The organism is Streptomyces sp. NPDC046900 (genome assembly GCF_040644975.1).
Lineage (GTDB): Bacteria > Actinomycetota > Actinomycetes > Streptomycetales > Streptomycetaceae > Streptomyces.
Window position 1 is genome coordinate 1 of record NZ_JBEYXD010000099.1, and the last position, 14167, is coordinate 14167.

Consider the following 14167-nt stretch of genomic DNA (forward strand, 5'->3'; position numbering starts at 1 on the left):
CGACAAACTGTTCGGCCGCGCCCTGCAGAACGTGGACCTGCCGCTGTCCCGCGCCGTCCTCCTGGTCTCGGGCCGGGCCTCCTTCGAACTGGCGCCGTGGCGCGGTGCCGAGCGGGAGTTCGGGCGCACGGGGCTTGAGTGATCGGCTCCGATTGCGCCCCGACGCTAGCCAGCCGACGGCGACACCGGGGCGCCTAGCCCACTCCGCGAGGCGAAGTGGGGGTGAACAACGCGGTTACGGAGCACGCGGCCCCACAGCGGTCAGCCCGGGGCCGGACGCCGGGCTCTGTCGGCGCATGGGCGATGCGGGGCGGCGGAAGCCACGGGCGCGCGCGATCACAAAGCGGCCGGGCAGAGGCCGGGCCTCCGCCCGGCAGCCGGACAAGGCCGACAGCCCCGCCGCGCAGCGCCTCCGGCAGGATCAGCCCATCGCCAGCAGGATCGCCAGCAGGATCGCGCCTGCCACCGCCGGGCCCATCACCTCGTACGCCCAGCGGACACTCGGCTCACCCTGGGCCCGCTCGGACGCCCCATGGGTGTCGGCCAGTTCGCGCAGGTCGTCCATGGTCCGGTCGGCCTGGGCGCGGAACACCTCGGTGGGGGCGGCGGAGCCACTGCGAGCACCCCTCGCCGGACCGGCCGGCGCAGTGCCCTGGTGGTCCCCGGCGGACTGCCGCGCCGTCTGCCGCGCCGCCTTCTTGCGCGCACGCAGCGAGACGGGAAGCGCCCACAGCTGGTACTTGTCGCCCGACGTGGCGACGACCTCGTTCGAGTAGCCGGAGCGCAGCGAGCCGACCGAGCCCCAGGGCAGCACGATCACCCGGAACGGGTTGCGGATGCGCAGCCGCTCGTTGTTCGCGAACACGGCCGGGCGCAGAGTGAAGGCGGTGACCATCGGGATCACGAGGAGCAGTGCGGCGAGCGCCAGCCAGGGCGTACGGCCGTGCCCGGAGACCAGAGCGTCGATGCCGAGCCACAGCACGATGGCGAGCAGCAGCACGCCGGCCGCGATACCGGCGGGCGACCGGTGGACCCGGTCCGGGGACTCGGGTGCCGAGGGGTCCGGCGCGGGCGGCTGGTGATCCGGGGTCGTCATGAGACCGATTCTGCACGACGGGCGCCTCCGGCTCCGTAGCCGGTCCTCGGTCGTGGTCCGTGTGGTACGCCACGGCCCTCGGACCGCATCGGAAGTGTTCGGGGGCTGTACAGCCGCTACGCGCGTAGATATGCTCGGCTGGTGACCATGTCCACCTCTGCACCCAAGCTCTCGACTCCGCGCGAGCAGGCTGGTACCCCCACCGCTCTCGCGGACGTCACCGCGTCCGACAGTACGCTGCGCCGCTTCCTCCATGGACTGCCCGGCGTCGACGCGGTCGGCCTGGAGGCGCGCGCCGCCTCGCTCGGCACCCGCTCCATCAAGACCACCGCGAAGGCGTACGCCATCGACCTGGCCATCTCGATGGTCGACCTGACGACGCTGGAAGGCGCGGACACCCCGGGCAAGGTCCGGGCGCTCGGCGCCAAGGCGGTCCGCCCCGACCCGACGGACCGTACGACCCCCACGACGGCGGCAGTCTGCGTCTACCCCGACATGGTGGCCGTCGCCAAGGAGGCCGTCGCCGGCTCCGGCGTGAAGGTCGCCTCCGTCGCCACCGCCTTCCCGGCGGGCCGCGTCGCGCTCGAGGTGAAGCTCGCCGACGTGCGCGAGGCCGTTACCGCTGGCGCGGACGAGATCGACATGGTCATCGACCGCGGCGCGTTCCTCGCCGGCCGGTACATGAAGGTGTACGACGAGATCGTCGCCGTGAAGGAGGCCTGCGGCACGTCCGCCCGGCTGAAGGTCATCTTCGAGACCGGCGAGCTGTCGACGTACGACAACATCCGGCGGGCGAGCTGGCTCGGCATGCTGGCCGGGGCCGACTTCATCAAGACGTCGACGGGCAAGGTGGCGGTGAACGCCACCCCCGCGAACACCCTCCTCATGCTGGAGGCCGTGCGCGACTTCCGTGCGCAGACCGGCGTCCAGGTCGGTGTGAAGCCGGCCGGCGGCATCCGCACCTCGAAGGACGCCGTCAAGTTCCTGGTCCTGGTCAACGAGACCGCCGGCGAGGACTGGCTGGACAACCACTGGTTCCGCTTCGGCGCCTCCTCGCTCCTGAACGATCTGCTGATGCAGCGCCAGAAGCTGGCCACCGGCCGCTACTCCGGTCCCGACTACGTGACGGTGGACTGATCCCCCATGGCTTTCGAATACGCACCCGCACCCGAGTCCCGCGCGATCGTCGACATCGCGCCCTCGTACGGCCTGTTCATCGACGGCGAGTTCGCGGAAGCGGCCGACGGCAAGGTCTTCAAGACGGTCAGCCCGTCCACCGAGGAGGTCCTCTCCGAGGTCGCCCAGGCCGGCGAGGCGGACGTGGACCGCGCCGTGAAGGCCGCCCGCAGGGCGTTCGAGAAGTGGTCGGCGCTGCCCGGCTCCGAGCGCGCCAAGTACCTGTTCCGCATCGCCCGCATCATCCAGGAGCGCAGCCGTGAGCTGGCGGTCCTGGAGACGCTGGACAACGGCAAGCCGATCAAGGAGACGCGCGACGCCGACCTCCCCCTGGTCGCCGCGCACTTCTTCTACTACGCCGGCTGGGCCGACAAGCTCGGCCACGCGGGCTTCGGCTCCGACCCGACCCCGCTGGGCGTCGCGGGTCAGGTCATCCCGTGGAACTTCCCGCTGCTGATGCTGGCGTGGAAGATCGCCCCGGCGCTCGCGACCGGCAACACGGTCGTCCTGAAGCCCGCGGAGACCACTCCCCTGTCGGCGCTGTTCTTCGCGGACGTCTGCCGCCAGGCGGGGCTGCCCAAGGGCGTCGTCAACATCCTGCCGGGATACGGCGACGCGGGCGCCGCGCTGGTCGCGCACCCGGACGTGAACAAGGTCGCCTTCACCGGCTCCACGGCGGTCGGCAAGGAGATCGCGCGCACGGTCGCGGGCACGAAGAAGAAGCTCACCCTCGAACTGGGCGGCAAGGGCGCCAACATCGTCTTCGACGACGCGCCCCTGGACCAGGCCGTCGAGGGCATCGTGAACGGCATCTTCTTCAACCAGGGCCAGGTCTGCTGCGCGGGCTCCCGCCTCCTCGTGCAGGAGTCGATCCAGGACGAGCTGCTGGAGTCCCTGAAGCGAAGGCTCTCGACCCTCCGTCTCGGCGACCCGCTCGACAAGAACACCGACATCGGCGCGATCAACTCCGCCGAGCAGCTGGCCCGGATCACCGCGCTCGCCGAGCAGGGCGAGGCGGAGGGCGCCGAGCGCTGGTCCCCCGCCTGCGAACTCCCCGCGTCCGGCTACTGGTTCGCCCCGACGCTGTTCACCAACGTCACCCAGGCGCACACCGTCGCCCGCGACGAGATCTTCGGCCCAGTGCTGTCCGTCCTGACCTTCCGTACGCCCGACGAGGCGGTCGCCAAGGCGAACAACACCCCGTACGGGCTGTCCGCCGGCATCTGGACGGAGAAGGGTTCCCGGATCCTGGCCGTCGCGAACAAGCTGCGCGCCGGTGTCGTCTGGTCCAACACGTTCAACAAGTTCGACCCGACCTCGCCGTTCGGCGGCTACAAGGAGTCGGGCTTCGGCCGCGAGGGCGGCCGCCACGGCCTGGAGGCGTACCTCGATGTCTGAGAAGTCCGAGAAGACCGAGCAGCGGCTCGGCGTCTTCAAGACCTACAAGCTGTACATCGGCGGGAAGTTCCCGCGTTCCGAGAGCGGCCGGGTGTACGAGGTGACCGACTCCAAGAGCAGCTGGCTGGCCAACGCCCCGCTCTCCTCCCGCAAGGACGCCCGTGACGCGGTCGTGGCCGCGCGCAAGGCGTTCGGCGCCTGGTCGGGTGCGACCGCGTACAACCGCGGCCAGATCCTCTACCGCATCGCCGAGATGCTGGAGGGCCGCCGCGAGCAGTTCGTGCGCGAGGTGGCCGACGCGGAGGGCCTGTCGAAGTCCAAGGCGGCCGCCGTCGTCGACGCGGCGATCGACCGCTGGGTCTGGTACGCGGGCTGGACCGACAAGATCGCCCAGGTGGTCGGCGGTGGGAACCCGGTGGCGGGCCCGTTCTTCAACCTCTCCTCCCCGGAGCCGACCGGTGTGGTCGCGGTCCTCGCCCCCCAGGAGTCGTCCTTCCTGGGTCTCGTCTCGGTGGTCGCCCCGGTGATCGCGACCGGCAACACGGCGGTCGTCGTCGCGAGCGAGAAGTCCCCGCTCCCGGCGCTCTCCCTCGGCGAGGTCCTGGCCACGTCCGATCTGCCGGGCGGGGTCGTCAACGTCCTCTCCGGCCGCACGGCGGAGATCGCGGCCCCGCTGGCCGCGCACCAGGACGTCAACGCGATCGACCTGGCCGGCGCCGACGACGTCCTGGCGAAGGAACTGGAGATCGCGGCGGCGGACAACCTCAAGCGGGTCCTTCGTCCACAGCCTGTGGATTACGCGGCGACTCCGGGGACCGACCGCATGACGGCCTTCCTGGAGACCAAGACCGTCTGGCACCCGACCGGGGCACTGGGCACGTCCGGCTCGTCCTACTGACACCCAAAAGCGGCAGAGCCGCGCTTCCCCGCCGTCCAGGGGAAGCGCGGCTCTGTGCCGCTCCGGCGCCGGTCGGACAGGTGCTCAGTGCACCGCCCCGAGCACCTGCCCGAACACCGGGATGCTGCCGAGCGACTGCGCCTGGGCCACCGGCCGGGTCAGGGCCTGCGAGGACAGCGGCTTGAAGTCGGCCACCTGGGTGCCGACTCCGTTGTCGAGCGGGTCGACGCCCGTACCGGCCAGCGGGTTGGGCTTGAGGCCCGCGAGGGGACCGGTGGCGTATCCCACCGCCCCCGTCAGGGCCGGCAGCGCTGCCTGTGGGTCGGCGTGACCGAGCGACGCGGGCCGGGTGCGCATCACGTCCAGGACCGGTCCGGTGTCCGCCGATGCCGTAGCCGCGCCCGCCCCCAGTGCGGCACCCGTGGTCGCGAGGGCGACCAGGACCCGCCGAGCGGTGGGGTTCTTGGGCGAGGCGTGTCGTGCCATGGCTGCTGCCACCTTCTCCATGCTCAGGGTAATCATGTCGGCACACAGGGTAGTTGAGGTGTGATGTGCGCTCCAACGCCGACCCGCGGGGTCGGCGCGGTGTCCGCGATGCGTCAGACTGGTGTCCCATGAGTGTCCACCCACCGGTCCCCGCCCGCGTCGTGCTGCTCTGCGGCCCCTCCGGCTCCGGCAAGTCCCTTGTCGCCGCGCTCTCCGGTCTGCCCGTGCTGCGGCTCGACGACTTCTACAAGGAGGGCGACGACCCCACCCTCCCACTGGTGGAGGGGAGTTCGGACATCGACTGGGACCACCCGGACTCATGGGACGCGGACGTCGCGGTCGCGGCCATCGCCGAACTGTGCGCCACCGGCCGTACGACGGTGCCGGTGTACGGCATCTCGCTCAGCGCGCGGACCGGCGAGGAGACGCTGAGCATCGGCCGTACGCCGGTCTTCGTCGCGGAGGGCATCTTCGCCGCCGAGGTCGTGCAGCGCTGCCACGAACTCGGCCTCCTGGCCGACGCGCTGTGCCTGACCCGCGGTCCCTTCGCCACGTTCCGCCGCCGCTTCGCGCGCGACCTCAAGGAGGGCCGCAAGTCGGTCCCGTTCCTGCTGCGCCGCGGCTGGCGGCTGATGCGCGCCGAGCGGTCGATCGTCGCCCGCCAGAGCGCGCTCGGCGCACACGCCTGCGACCGGGACGAGGCGCTGAGCCGACTGGCGGCAGCGGCGGCGGGCCGGCGTGTGGCGGCGCTGAACACCGCGGCCATCGGCTGAGGAACCACACGGCGGGCAGCCGCTTCCGCGAGGACGGCGGCGACTCAGGCGCCGAAAAACGGTTCAGGCGCAAAAAGGGAGAAGCGGGACTGGAAGGACCCCCGACCCCCCAGTCCCGCTTCTCCTGCTCCCCCGTGTTCCCCCGTGGTGGTGCTTCCCCGTGATCCCCCAGCGGTCCCGTCGGCTCCCCCGAGATGCCGGAACCGCTCCCCCGTGTTTCCCCCGATCCCTCAGGCGACGAGCTCGCCGAAGGACTCCTCCTCGTCACGGCCGAAGCTGAGGACCTCGTCCTCGCGCAGCCGGCGGAGCGACCGCCAGATGCTGGACTTCACCGTGCCGACGCTGATGTCGAGGATCTCCGCGATCTCCGGGTCCGTGCGGCCCTCGTAGTAGCGCAGGACCAGCATGGTGCGCTGGAGCTCGGGCAGCCGGGCCAGCGCCTGCCACAGGACGGCGCGCAGTTCGGTGCCGCGCATCGCGTCCGTGTCGCCGGCGGTCTCCGGCAGCTCCTCGGTCGGGTACTCGTTCAGCTTGCGCCGGCGCCACGCGCTGATGTGCAGGTTCGTCATCGTCCGCCGCAGGTAGCCGCCCACGGCGGCCTTGTCGCTGATCCGGTCCCAGGCCCTGTAGGTCGAGAACAGCGCGCTCTGCAGCAGGTCCTCGGCCTCGAAGCGGTCGCCGGTCAGGTGGTACGCGGTTGCGTACAGGGAGGCGCGGCGCTCCTCGACGTAGGCGGTGAACTCCGCTTCCGCCGCCGAACGACGCTCCCCCGAGGCCTCCCCGTACGCGGCTCCCCCGTGAGCCTCCCCCGTCTGTGCGTCGACCACCGCCATGTAGGGCTGGTGCCCCGGCTGTGCGGCCACGGTGTACGCACGCCCGGTGCCGCGAGCGCACCCCCGCCCGCTCACCGCCCCGGACTTCTCGGAACCCCGGGTCACATCGTGCAGGCGCGTGACCACTGCGCTGGGAACAGTGCCGTGCAGCGTGTTCATCTCGTGCCCCCCGTCGTGGACTTCCGGTGTTCTGTCTTGCTTCCTTGCCTGTGCCGAAAAGCTTGCCCGGGCCACTTCATGGCCGTGTCCGTCGACTGTCACAGACCTGTCACAGGGGCTGACCGCGGCCGCGTCGCGGCGCCGGCACGGACGAGAGTGGTATGACCACGTGGCCGCACCGCCGGGCGACGCCTCGAACGGCGCTGGAACGCAGGTGGCGGGGCCTGCCGCTGCCGAAGTTGGCAGGAGGTCGAAAGACGGCCGGGGCATGGGCCAGAATGACACCCGTGCCTTCCCTGTTGCTGATCGAGGACGACGACGCCATCCGGACGGCCCTGGAGCTCTCTTTGACGCGCCAGGGACACCGTGTGGCCACCGCTGCCACCGGCGAGGACGGTCTGAAGCTGCTGCGCGAGCAGCGGCCGGATCTGATCGTCCTGGACGTGATGCTGCCCGGCATCGACGGGTTCGAGGTGTGCCGGCGCATCCGGCGCACCGACCAGCTGCCGATCATCCTGCTCACCGCACGCAGCGACGACATCGACGTCGTGGTCGGCCTGGAGTCCGGCGCCGACGACTACGTGGTCAAGCCCGTGCAGGGGCGGGTCCTGGACGCCCGGATCCGGGCCGTGCTGCGGCGCGGCGAGCGGGAGGCCAGCGACTCGGCGACGTTCGGCAACCTCGTCATCGACCGGTCGGCGATGACGGTGACCAAGAACGGCGAGGACCTCCAGCTCACCCCGACCGAGCTGCGACTGCTCCTGGAGCTGAGCCGGCGGCCCGGGCAGGCGCTGTCCCGGCAGCAGTTGCTGCGGCTGGTGTGGGAGCACGACTACCTGGGCGACTCACGCCTCGTCGACGCGTGCGTGCAGCGGCTGCGCGCCAAGGTCGAGGACGTCCCGTCCTCCCCCACGCTGATCCGTACGGTCCGCGGCGTCGGGTACCGGCTGGACGCTCCTCAGTGACCGATCCGCACGGGGGACTCCGCGGCTGGGCCGCGGAACGCAGGACCGCAGTGTCACGACTTCGCTTCACCAGCCTCAGACTGCGCCTCGTCGTCGTCTTCGGGCTGGTCGCGCTCACCGCCGCCGTGTCGGCGTCCGGCATCGCGTACTGGCTCAACCGCGAGGCCGTCCTCACCCGCACCCAGGACGCGGTGCTGCGCGACTTCCAGCAGGAGATGCAGAACCGCGCCGGCTCGCTCCCGGTGCACCCGACACAGGACGAACTCCAGTACACCGCCGGGCAGATGGCGAACAGCAGCCAGCGCTTCAGCGTGCTCCTGGTCGCCACGGACGAACGGGGCCGGACCGTCGTCGGCAACTCCGACCTGGACACCTTCACCCTGGAGGACGTGCCCGCGTCGCTGCAGAAGGCGGTGAACAAGCAGCAGGCGGTGTCGTCCACCAACAAGTACGCCTACCACCTGTACTGGCAGCGGATCGTCGACGGCGGCAAGCCCTATCTGGTGGGCGGCGCGAAGGTGATCGGCGGCGGCCCGACCGGCTACATGCTCAAGTCCCTGGAGCCGGAGGCCAAGGACCTCAACTCGCTGGCCTGGTCCCTCGGCATCGCCACCGGCCTCGCGCTGATCGGCTCGGCGCTGCTCGCGCAGGCCGCCGCGACGACCGTGCTGAAGCCGGTGCACCGCCTCGGCATCGCCGCCCGGCGCCTCGGCGAGGGCAAGCTGGACACCCGGCTGCGCGTCTCCGGCACCGACGAACTGGCCGAACTGTCCCGGACGTTCAACCGCGCCGCCGAGTCCCTGGAGAAGACGGTCGCGGACATGAGCTCCCGCGACGAGGCCTCCCGCCGCTTCGTCGCCGACATGTCCCACGAACTGCGCACCCCCCTCACCGCGATCACGGCCGTCACCGAGGTCCTGGAGGAGGAGCTGGACGCCGAGACGGGCGGCATCGACCCGATGATCGAGCCCGCGGTACGGCTCGTGGTCAGCGAGACCCGGCGGCTGAACGACCTCGTCGAGAACCTGATGGAGGTCACCCGCTTCGACGCGGGCACGGCCCGGCTGGTGGTGGACAACGTGGACATCGCCGATCAGATCACCGCGTGCATCGACGCGCGCGCCTGGCTGGACGCCGTCGAGCTGGACGCGGAGCGGGGCATCATGGCCCGCGTCGATCCGCGTCGCCTGGATGTGATCCTGGCGAACCTGATCGGCAACGCGCTCAAGCACGGCGGATCGCCGGTGCGGGTCTCGGTCCGCGAGGAGGACGAGGAGCTCGTCATCGATGTGCGGGACCACGGTCCCGGCATCCCCGAGGACGTCCTGCCGCATGTCTTCGACCGCTTCTACAAGGCGAGCGCCTCACGTCCGCGCTCCGAGGGCAGCGGCCTGGGTCTGTCCATCGCGCTGGAGAACGCGCACATCCACGGTGGCGAGATCACCGCCGCCAACTCCCCCGACGGCGGGGCGGTGTTCACGTTGCGCCTGCCCCGGGACACGTCGCCGCTGATCGAGGAGGAGAACGGGAACGGAAAGGGCAGGAAGGGGAACGCCCGATGAGAAGATTTGGCGCACGCCCCTGGCTCGCCGTTCCGCTGCTGGCCACGCTGCTGACCGGCTGCGGCATCCGCTCCACGCAGGTGCCGACGGACTTCGGCCCGGCCCCGTCCCGCGTGCCCTGTGCCCTCTCCGGTGCGGACCTGTCCGCGCAGGCGGGTCGTGGCATACCCGTGCAGGTCTTCCTGCTGTGCGCCTCGCAGCTGGTGACGGTGGACCGTTCCGTGCGGATACCCGACGGCACGGCGGAGGCCGAGCGCCGGGTGCTGGTGGCCCAGGGCCTGCTCGGCCAGCTCGCCGCCAGGCCGTCCGCCGCGGAGAAGCAGGCGGGCTACACCACGGATGTGGCCGCGGGCATCAAGGTCACCGGGGCGCGCGACAGGGACCCGGAGAACACGTTCCGGCTCAGCGTGCGGGTGCAGGACCTCACCCCGTACGCCCTCGCGCAGATCGTCTGCACGTTCGCCGACTCAGAGGCGACCGCCGCCGACGACGGGACGGTCGTGCTCGGCGGGCCGGACGTCCTGCCGCTGCGCCGCTACTCGTGCACGCCCGAGGTACGTTCCCGTCCGGGCAGCGAGGAACCGCCGTCCAGCGACGTCACCCCGTCCTGACCGCCTCGTCCCGCCTGGGCCGGCACCGGGCCAGCCTGAGCCGCCTCATCCGAACCTGGCCCGGCGCGGGACCGGCCTGAGCCGCCTCATCCGAACCTGGCCCGGCGCGGGACCGGCCTGAGCCGCCTCATCCCGCACTGGCCCGGTGTCGGACCGGCCTGAACCGCCTCACCCCGCACTGGCCCGGCGTCGGACCGGCCTGAACCGCCTCACCCCGCACTGGCCCGGCGTCGGACCGGCCTGAACCGCCTCACCCCGCACTGGCCCGGTGACAGACCGGCCTGAACCATCCCACTCCGTCCTGGCCGGCGCCGGACCGGCCTGAGCCACCCCGCCCCGCCTTGGCCCGGTGCCTGCCCGGCACCGCATCCGGGTGCTCCCTGCCCGGCGCAGGAGGGAACCGTTCACACGTCGCGGTGAATGCCGGAACCGGAAGTGCCGCACCCCGCGTCTAGGGGGGCGTGCAGCGTCAAGGCTCAACCGGCGGCAGCGCCGCGATCAACATCCGTGTGGCAGGGGGTCTCCTCCTCGTCGCACACCTCGCGTTCGTCGCCTGGATCACGCTGCGCCCCCTGGACGTGCCCTGGGTGCGGCCCGCCAACCTGCATCCGTTCGCCAGTATCAGGGCCGATCTCGCACTGGGCGGGCCGGAGGCAGTCCGCAGCATCGGCAAGGGGCTCGCGCTGCTCGCTCCGCTCGGGGTGCTGCTGCCCATGGCGGGCGGCCGGCTCCATGTGTCGCCGCTCGCCTCGCTGGCCCGTACGGTCGCCGCGGGCACCCTGATCTCACTCGGCATCGAACTGCTGCAGACCGGGGTGCCGGGGCAGGTCCCCGACATCGACGCGATCCTGCTCAGCACGGTCGGCGTGGCCCTGGCCCATCTGCTGGTCGTGCCCGCGGCCCGGTACCGGCTCCGCCGCCGGGTCGAGCACCGGCGCCGGGCGGCCCTCCCCCGGGAGGAGCCGGCTCAGGGGCGGACCCCGACGATTCCCAGGGTCGGAATAGCCCCGTAGAGCGACGCTTCGCCCCTTTCATCCTCGTAGCGTGGAACACGTCGAAAACGCCGAGGACTTCGCCACCGCCGAGAACAGCGACACGGCCGGAGCCCGACGCCGACCGGGCGTCCCGGCAACCGCCGGGACCGGACTCACGGCCACGGTTCGCGAAGGAGCCACCATGACCACCCTTGCACGCCCCACGGACGGACGGATGATCGGCGGAGTGTGCGCAGCTCTGGCGCGGCGCTTCGGCACCTCCGCGACCACGATGCGCGTGGTCTTCCTGCTCTCGTGCCTGCTCCCCGGCCCCCAGTTCCTGCTCTACATAGCGCTGTGGATCCTGTTCCCCTCGGAGGAGAAGTCGGGCACGCACCCGGCCTGGTGACACCGGTCCAGGCAGCGACGCGCCGATGGGGCGCCCCGGAACCGGGGCGCCCCATCGGCGTACTGCGGGCGGGCGGCTTCAGCCGAGCGGGATCCCGTTCACCGGCAGACCGTGCGTGGGCAGTCCCTTGACCGGAAGACCGCCGAGCAGCCCGGCGACCGGCGCGGCCGGACCGTCGGCGACGACCTTGTGGGCGACCGGCTGGGCGGCGGCCACCGCGCCGCCGAGCGCATTCTGACCCTGGCCGAGGGCCTCACCCGTGCCCGGCACGATTCCGCTGAGGTCGCCCACCGGCAGCGCCTGGGTGACGGTGTCCAGTCCGGCGACGTTCGGCACGGCGGGGGCGGCGGGGGCTGCGCTCGCCACACCCGCGCCCGCGGCGGCGAAGGCGGCACCGAGCGCGGCGACACCGAGGGTCTTGGCAGCAGACTGCTTCATGATGAATGCGTCCTTCGTCCGATGACGGGGATCTGAGCGGTCCAAAACCGTAAACACGCGCATCACGGGTCCGCAAACATGCAAAAGCGGCCGGGACCTCGGCTCCCGGCCGCTCCGCAAACGAATACGTCAGCTCTCCGACGGCGCGGAACCGCTGGTGGAGGCGGTCTGCTGGAACAGCCATTCGGACTTCAATTCGGCGTAGCCCGGCTTGATGACGTCATTGATCATCGCCAGTCGTTCATCGAAAGGAATGAATGCTGACTTCATAGCATTGACCGAGAACCATTGAAGATCATCGAGCGTATAACCGAATGCCTCGACCAGGTGGTCGAATTCCCGGCTCATGCTCGTCCCCGACATCAGCCGATTGTCCGTGTTCACCGTGGCCCGGAAGTGCAGCCGCCGCAGCAGCCCGATGGGGTGGTCGGCGTAGGAGTCGGCGGCGCCGGTCTGCAGGTTCGAACTGGGGCAGAGCTCCAGCGGGATGCGCTTGTCGCGTACGTAGGAGGCGAGGCGGCCGAGCTTCACCGAGCCGTCCTCGAGCACCTGGATGTCGTCGATGATGCGCACCCCGTGCCCGAGCCGGTCGGCACCGCACCACTGCAGTGCCTGCCAGATGGACGGCAGCCCGAAGGCCTCGCCGGCGTGGATGGTGAAGTGGTTGTTCTCGCGCTTGAGGTATTCGAAGGCGTCGAGGTGCCGGGTGGGCGGGTAACCCGCCTCGGCACCGGCGATGTCGAAGCCGACCACCCCGAGGTCCCGGTAGCGGTTGGCCAGTTCGGCGATCTCCAGGGCGCGGGCCGCGTGCCGCATGGCGGTGAGGAGCGCGCCGACCCGGATACGGTGGCCGTTCGCCCTGGCCCGTCGCTCGCCCTCCCGGAAGCCCTCGTTGACGGCCTCGACGACCTCTTCGAGACTGAGCCCGCCCTCCAGGTGCTGCTCGGGGGCGTACCGCACCTCGGCGTAGACGACCCCGTCCGCGGCGAGGTCCTCGGCGCACTCGGCGGCCACGCGCACGAGCGCCTCGCGGGTCTGCATCACCGCGACGGTGTGCGAGAAGGTCTCCAGGTACCGCTCCAGGGACCCGGAGTCGGCGGCCTCGCGGAACCAGATGCCGAGTTTGGCCGGGTCCGTCTCGGGGAGGTGGGCGTAGCCGGTGTCGAGGGCCAGATCGACGATCGTGCCGGGACGCAGGCCCCCGTCGAGATGGTCGTGCAGCAGGACCTTGGGAGCCCGGCGGATCTGGTCCCCGGTCGGGGTGTTCTGGTGCTGGCTCGTCATTTCCGCACCATAGCCCCTACGCGCGTAGAACTGGACGGACGGCAGGGCGTCGATACCCAAAGGTGACCGGCGATACGGGTTTCGTACACCGTCGCTTCTGACACTGTTCTGTCATGGCACATCAAGCGACGCCGGTTCGCAGGGCCCGGCTGGGGAGGGCGCTCGGCCCGGAGCCGACAGCGGTGAGCGGCGCGGTACTGCTGCTCCCCGGCGGCGACGAGGTCTCCGCCCGCAGACCGTCCCTCCTGATGGCCGCCGCCCACGTGCGCGCGCTCGGCCGCCGACTGGCACGGGCCGGCCACGGTGAAGGCCTGGTCAGCCATGCGGTGCACTACCGCTACCGAGGCTGGAACGGCAGCGAGGCACATCTGGCACAGGACGCCGTCTGGGCCGCCGACGAGGTCGTACGCCGCTACGGCGACGTGCCGGTCTGCCTGGTCGGCGTCGGCATGGGCGGCCGGGCGGCGCTGCACGCGGCCGGGCACTCGGCCGTCAACTCCGTACTGGCACTGGCCCCTTGGCTGCCCGAGGACGACATGGCGGCCTCACCCGAACCGGTGAAGCAGCTGGCCGGCCGGCAGGTGCTGATCGTGCACGGCACGAACGACGAACGCACGGACCCGGAGCTGTCCTTCCGGCTGGCGGAGCGGGCGAAGAAGGCGAACCGCGACATCTGTCGTTTCGAAGTGCACTCCGACGGCCACGCGTTGCACCAGTACCGGTCCGAAGTGCACGCTCTGGCCGAGGACTTCGTGATGGGCACGCTGTTCGGACGGGCCTTCTCCCGGCCGGTGCAGGACGCGCTGGCCGCTCCACCGCCGCTGGGGTTGCGGATGCCGCTCGCGGCGGGGTTCGGACGGTCGCTGCGCCGGCCCCCGGAATCCCGCTAGGGGCGACCGTCCGCACCGGCACGGGTCCCGACGCGCCCGGCGCCACCGCACGGGGCCACGCGCAAGGGCGACGGCACCAGAGGCCGTCGCCGCACCGGCCCCCGGAATCCCGCCAGGAGCGACCGTCCGCACCGGCACGGGTCCCGACGCGCCCGGCGCCACCGCACGGGGCCACGCGCAAGGGCGACGGCACCAGAGGCCGTCGCCGCACCGCG

15 protein-coding genes and 1 pseudogene are annotated in these 14167 nt (G+C 71.5%); 11 read left to right on the forward strand and 5 right to left on the reverse strand.

The features are described from left to right. Positions 1–94, forward strand: a pseudogene (locus ABZ904_RS43680) (sulfurtransferase FdhD); the annotation flags it as partial. Positions 95–421: 327 nt separating this feature from the next. On the opposite strand, the gene ABZ904_RS43685 reads toward ABZ904_RS43680, so the two are convergent. After that, a complete protein-coding gene (locus tag ABZ904_RS43685) occupies positions 422–1096 on the reverse strand; it encodes a PH domain-containing protein (protein WP_359393715.1) in 675 nt (224 codons plus the stop codon). Positions 1097–1243: 147 nt separating this feature from the next. On the opposite strand from ABZ904_RS43685, the gene deoC reads away from it, so the two are divergent. The 3 genes from deoC to ABZ904_RS43700 are packed head-to-tail and all read left to right on the forward strand — an operon-like array spanning position 1244 to position 4568. Next, positions 1244–2233: a deoxyribose-phosphate aldolase gene (deoC, locus tag ABZ904_RS43690; RefSeq protein ID WP_359393916.1), complete on the forward strand. Its 990-nt coding sequence runs from the start codon at positions 1244–1246 to the stop codon at positions 2231–2233. 6 nt (positions 2234–2239) lie between these two features. Then, positions 2240–3670 (forward strand): aldehyde dehydrogenase family protein, encoded by a 1431-nt coding sequence (locus tag ABZ904_RS43695; RefSeq protein ID WP_359393717.1) that lies wholly within the window; start codon positions 2240–2242, stop codon positions 3668–3670. Continuing rightward, a complete protein-coding gene (locus tag ABZ904_RS43700; protein ID WP_359393720.1) occupies positions 3663–4568 on the forward strand; it encodes an aldehyde dehydrogenase family protein in 906 nt (301 codons plus the stop codon). Before ABZ904_RS43695 ends, ABZ904_RS43700 begins: the two co-directional genes overlap by 8 nt. An 84-nt stretch (positions 4569–4652) precedes the next feature. Here ABZ904_RS43700 and ABZ904_RS43705 read toward each other — a convergent pair whose 3' ends face one another. Further along, positions 4653–5054 (reverse strand): hypothetical protein, encoded by a 402-nt coding sequence (locus tag ABZ904_RS43705; RefSeq protein ID WP_361001891.1) that lies wholly within the window; start codon positions 5052–5054, stop codon positions 4653–4655. Positions 5055–5182: 128 nt separating this feature from the next. Between ABZ904_RS43705 and ABZ904_RS43710 the strand changes: the two genes are divergently transcribed. Then, on the forward strand, positions 5183–5827 hold the full coding sequence (locus ABZ904_RS43710; RefSeq protein ID WP_359393722.1) for a uridine kinase: 645 nt from the start codon (positions 5183–5185) through the stop codon (positions 5825–5827). Between the two features lie 230 nt (positions 5828–6057). Here the strand turns inward: ABZ904_RS43710 and ABZ904_RS43715 are convergent, their stop codons facing one another. Then, entirely contained in the window at positions 6058–6819 is a 762-nt protein-coding gene (locus ABZ904_RS43715; RefSeq protein ID WP_359393724.1) for a SigE family RNA polymerase sigma factor, read from the reverse strand. Between the two features lie 287 nt (positions 6820–7106). On the opposite strand from ABZ904_RS43715, the gene afsQ1 reads away from it, so the two are divergent. The 5 genes from afsQ1 to ABZ904_RS43740 all read left to right on the forward strand — a co-directional run bounded on the left by afsQ1 (position 7107) and on the right by ABZ904_RS43740 (position 11340). Next, entirely contained in the window at positions 7107–7784 is a 678-nt protein-coding gene (gene afsQ1, locus ABZ904_RS43720; RefSeq protein ID WP_329505869.1) for a two-component system response regulator AfsQ1, read from the forward strand. Beyond that, complete coding sequence (locus ABZ904_RS43725) at positions 7781–9346, forward strand: HAMP domain-containing sensor histidine kinase (protein WP_359393726.1); 1566 nt, start codon at positions 7781–7783, stop codon at positions 9344–9346. Before afsQ1 ends, ABZ904_RS43725 begins: the two co-directional genes overlap by 4 nt. Continuing rightward, on the forward strand, positions 9343–9957 hold the full coding sequence (locus tag ABZ904_RS43730; protein WP_361829689.1) for a hypothetical protein: 615 nt from the start codon (positions 9343–9345) through the stop codon (positions 9955–9957). The genes ABZ904_RS43725 and ABZ904_RS43730 overlap by 4 nt, the downstream gene beginning before the upstream one ends. Before the next feature lie 461 nt (positions 9958–10418). Next, a complete protein-coding gene (locus ABZ904_RS43735; RefSeq protein WP_361829691.1) occupies positions 10419–10970 on the forward strand; it encodes a VanZ family protein in 552 nt (183 codons plus the stop codon). 163 nt (positions 10971–11133) lie between these two features. After that, the gene (locus ABZ904_RS43740; protein WP_359393920.1) at positions 11134–11340 is read left to right on the forward strand and encodes a PspC domain-containing protein; all 207 of its coding nucleotides are present in this window, start codon (positions 11134–11136) and stop codon (positions 11338–11340) included. 78 nt (positions 11341–11418) lie between these two features. Here ABZ904_RS43740 and ABZ904_RS43745 read toward each other — a convergent pair whose 3' ends face one another. Together ABZ904_RS43745 and ABZ904_RS43750 are read right to left on the reverse strand one after the other, a co-directional pair. Continuing rightward, the gene (locus ABZ904_RS43745; protein WP_359393733.1) at positions 11419–11778 is read right to left on the reverse strand and encodes an ATP-binding protein; all 360 of its coding nucleotides are present in this window, start codon (positions 11776–11778) and stop codon (positions 11419–11421) included. Positions 11779–11907: 129 nt separating this feature from the next. Beyond that, positions 11908–13062 carry an adenosine deaminase gene (locus tag ABZ904_RS43750; protein WP_359393735.1) on the reverse strand — a complete coding sequence of 385 codons (1155 nt, stop codon included), beginning with the start codon at positions 13060–13062 and terminating at the stop codon, positions 11908–11910. 113 nt (positions 13063–13175) lie between these two features. Between ABZ904_RS43750 and ABZ904_RS43755 the strand changes: the two genes are divergently transcribed. Continuing rightward, positions 13176–13952, forward strand: a complete 777-nt coding sequence (locus ABZ904_RS43755) for an alpha/beta hydrolase (protein ID WP_360998059.1) — start codon at positions 13176–13178, stop codon at positions 13950–13952. Positions 13953–14167: the final 215 nt, after the last annotated feature.

Excerpts from the sequence above, each read along its gene's own strand:
- ABZ904_RS43685 (WP_359393715.1), bottom strand. The coding sequence starts at position 1,096 with ATGACGACCCCGGATCACCAGCCGCCCGCGCCGGACCCCTCGGCACCC.
- deoC (WP_359393916.1), top strand. The coding sequence starts at position 1,244 with ATGTCCACCTCTGCACCCAAGCTCTCGACTCCGCGCGAGCAGGCTGGT.
- ABZ904_RS43695 (WP_359393717.1), top strand. The coding sequence starts at position 2,240 with ATGGCTTTCGAATACGCACCCGCACCCGAGTCCCGCGCGATCGTCGAC.
- ABZ904_RS43700 (WP_359393720.1), top strand. The coding sequence starts at position 3,663 with ATGTCTGAGAAGTCCGAGAAGACCGAGCAGCGGCTCGGCGTCTTCAAG.
- ABZ904_RS43705 (WP_361001891.1), bottom strand. The coding sequence starts at position 5,054 with ATGGCACGACACGCCTCGCCCAAGAACCCCACCGCTCGGCGGGTCCTG.
- ABZ904_RS43710 (WP_359393722.1), top strand. The coding sequence starts at position 5,183 with ATGAGTGTCCACCCACCGGTCCCCGCCCGCGTCGTGCTGCTCTGCGGC.
- ABZ904_RS43715 (WP_359393724.1), bottom strand. The coding sequence starts at position 6,819 with ATGAACACGCTGCACGGCACTGTTCCCAGCGCAGTGGTCACGCGCCTG.
- ABZ904_RS43730 (WP_361829689.1), top strand. The coding sequence starts at position 9,343 with ATGAGAAGATTTGGCGCACGCCCCTGGCTCGCCGTTCCGCTGCTGGCC.
- ABZ904_RS43740 (WP_359393920.1), top strand. The coding sequence starts at position 11,134 with ATGACCACCCTTGCACGCCCCACGGACGGACGGATGATCGGCGGAGTG.
- ABZ904_RS43745 (WP_359393733.1), bottom strand. The coding sequence starts at position 11,778 with ATGAAGCAGTCTGCTGCCAAGACCCTCGGTGTCGCCGCGCTCGGTGCC.
- ABZ904_RS43750 (WP_359393735.1), bottom strand. The coding sequence starts at position 13,062 with ATGACGAGCCAGCACCAGAACACCCCGACCGGGGACCAGATCCGCCGG.
- ABZ904_RS43755 (WP_360998059.1), top strand. The coding sequence starts at position 13,176 with ATGGCACATCAAGCGACGCCGGTTCGCAGGGCCCGGCTGGGGAGGGCG.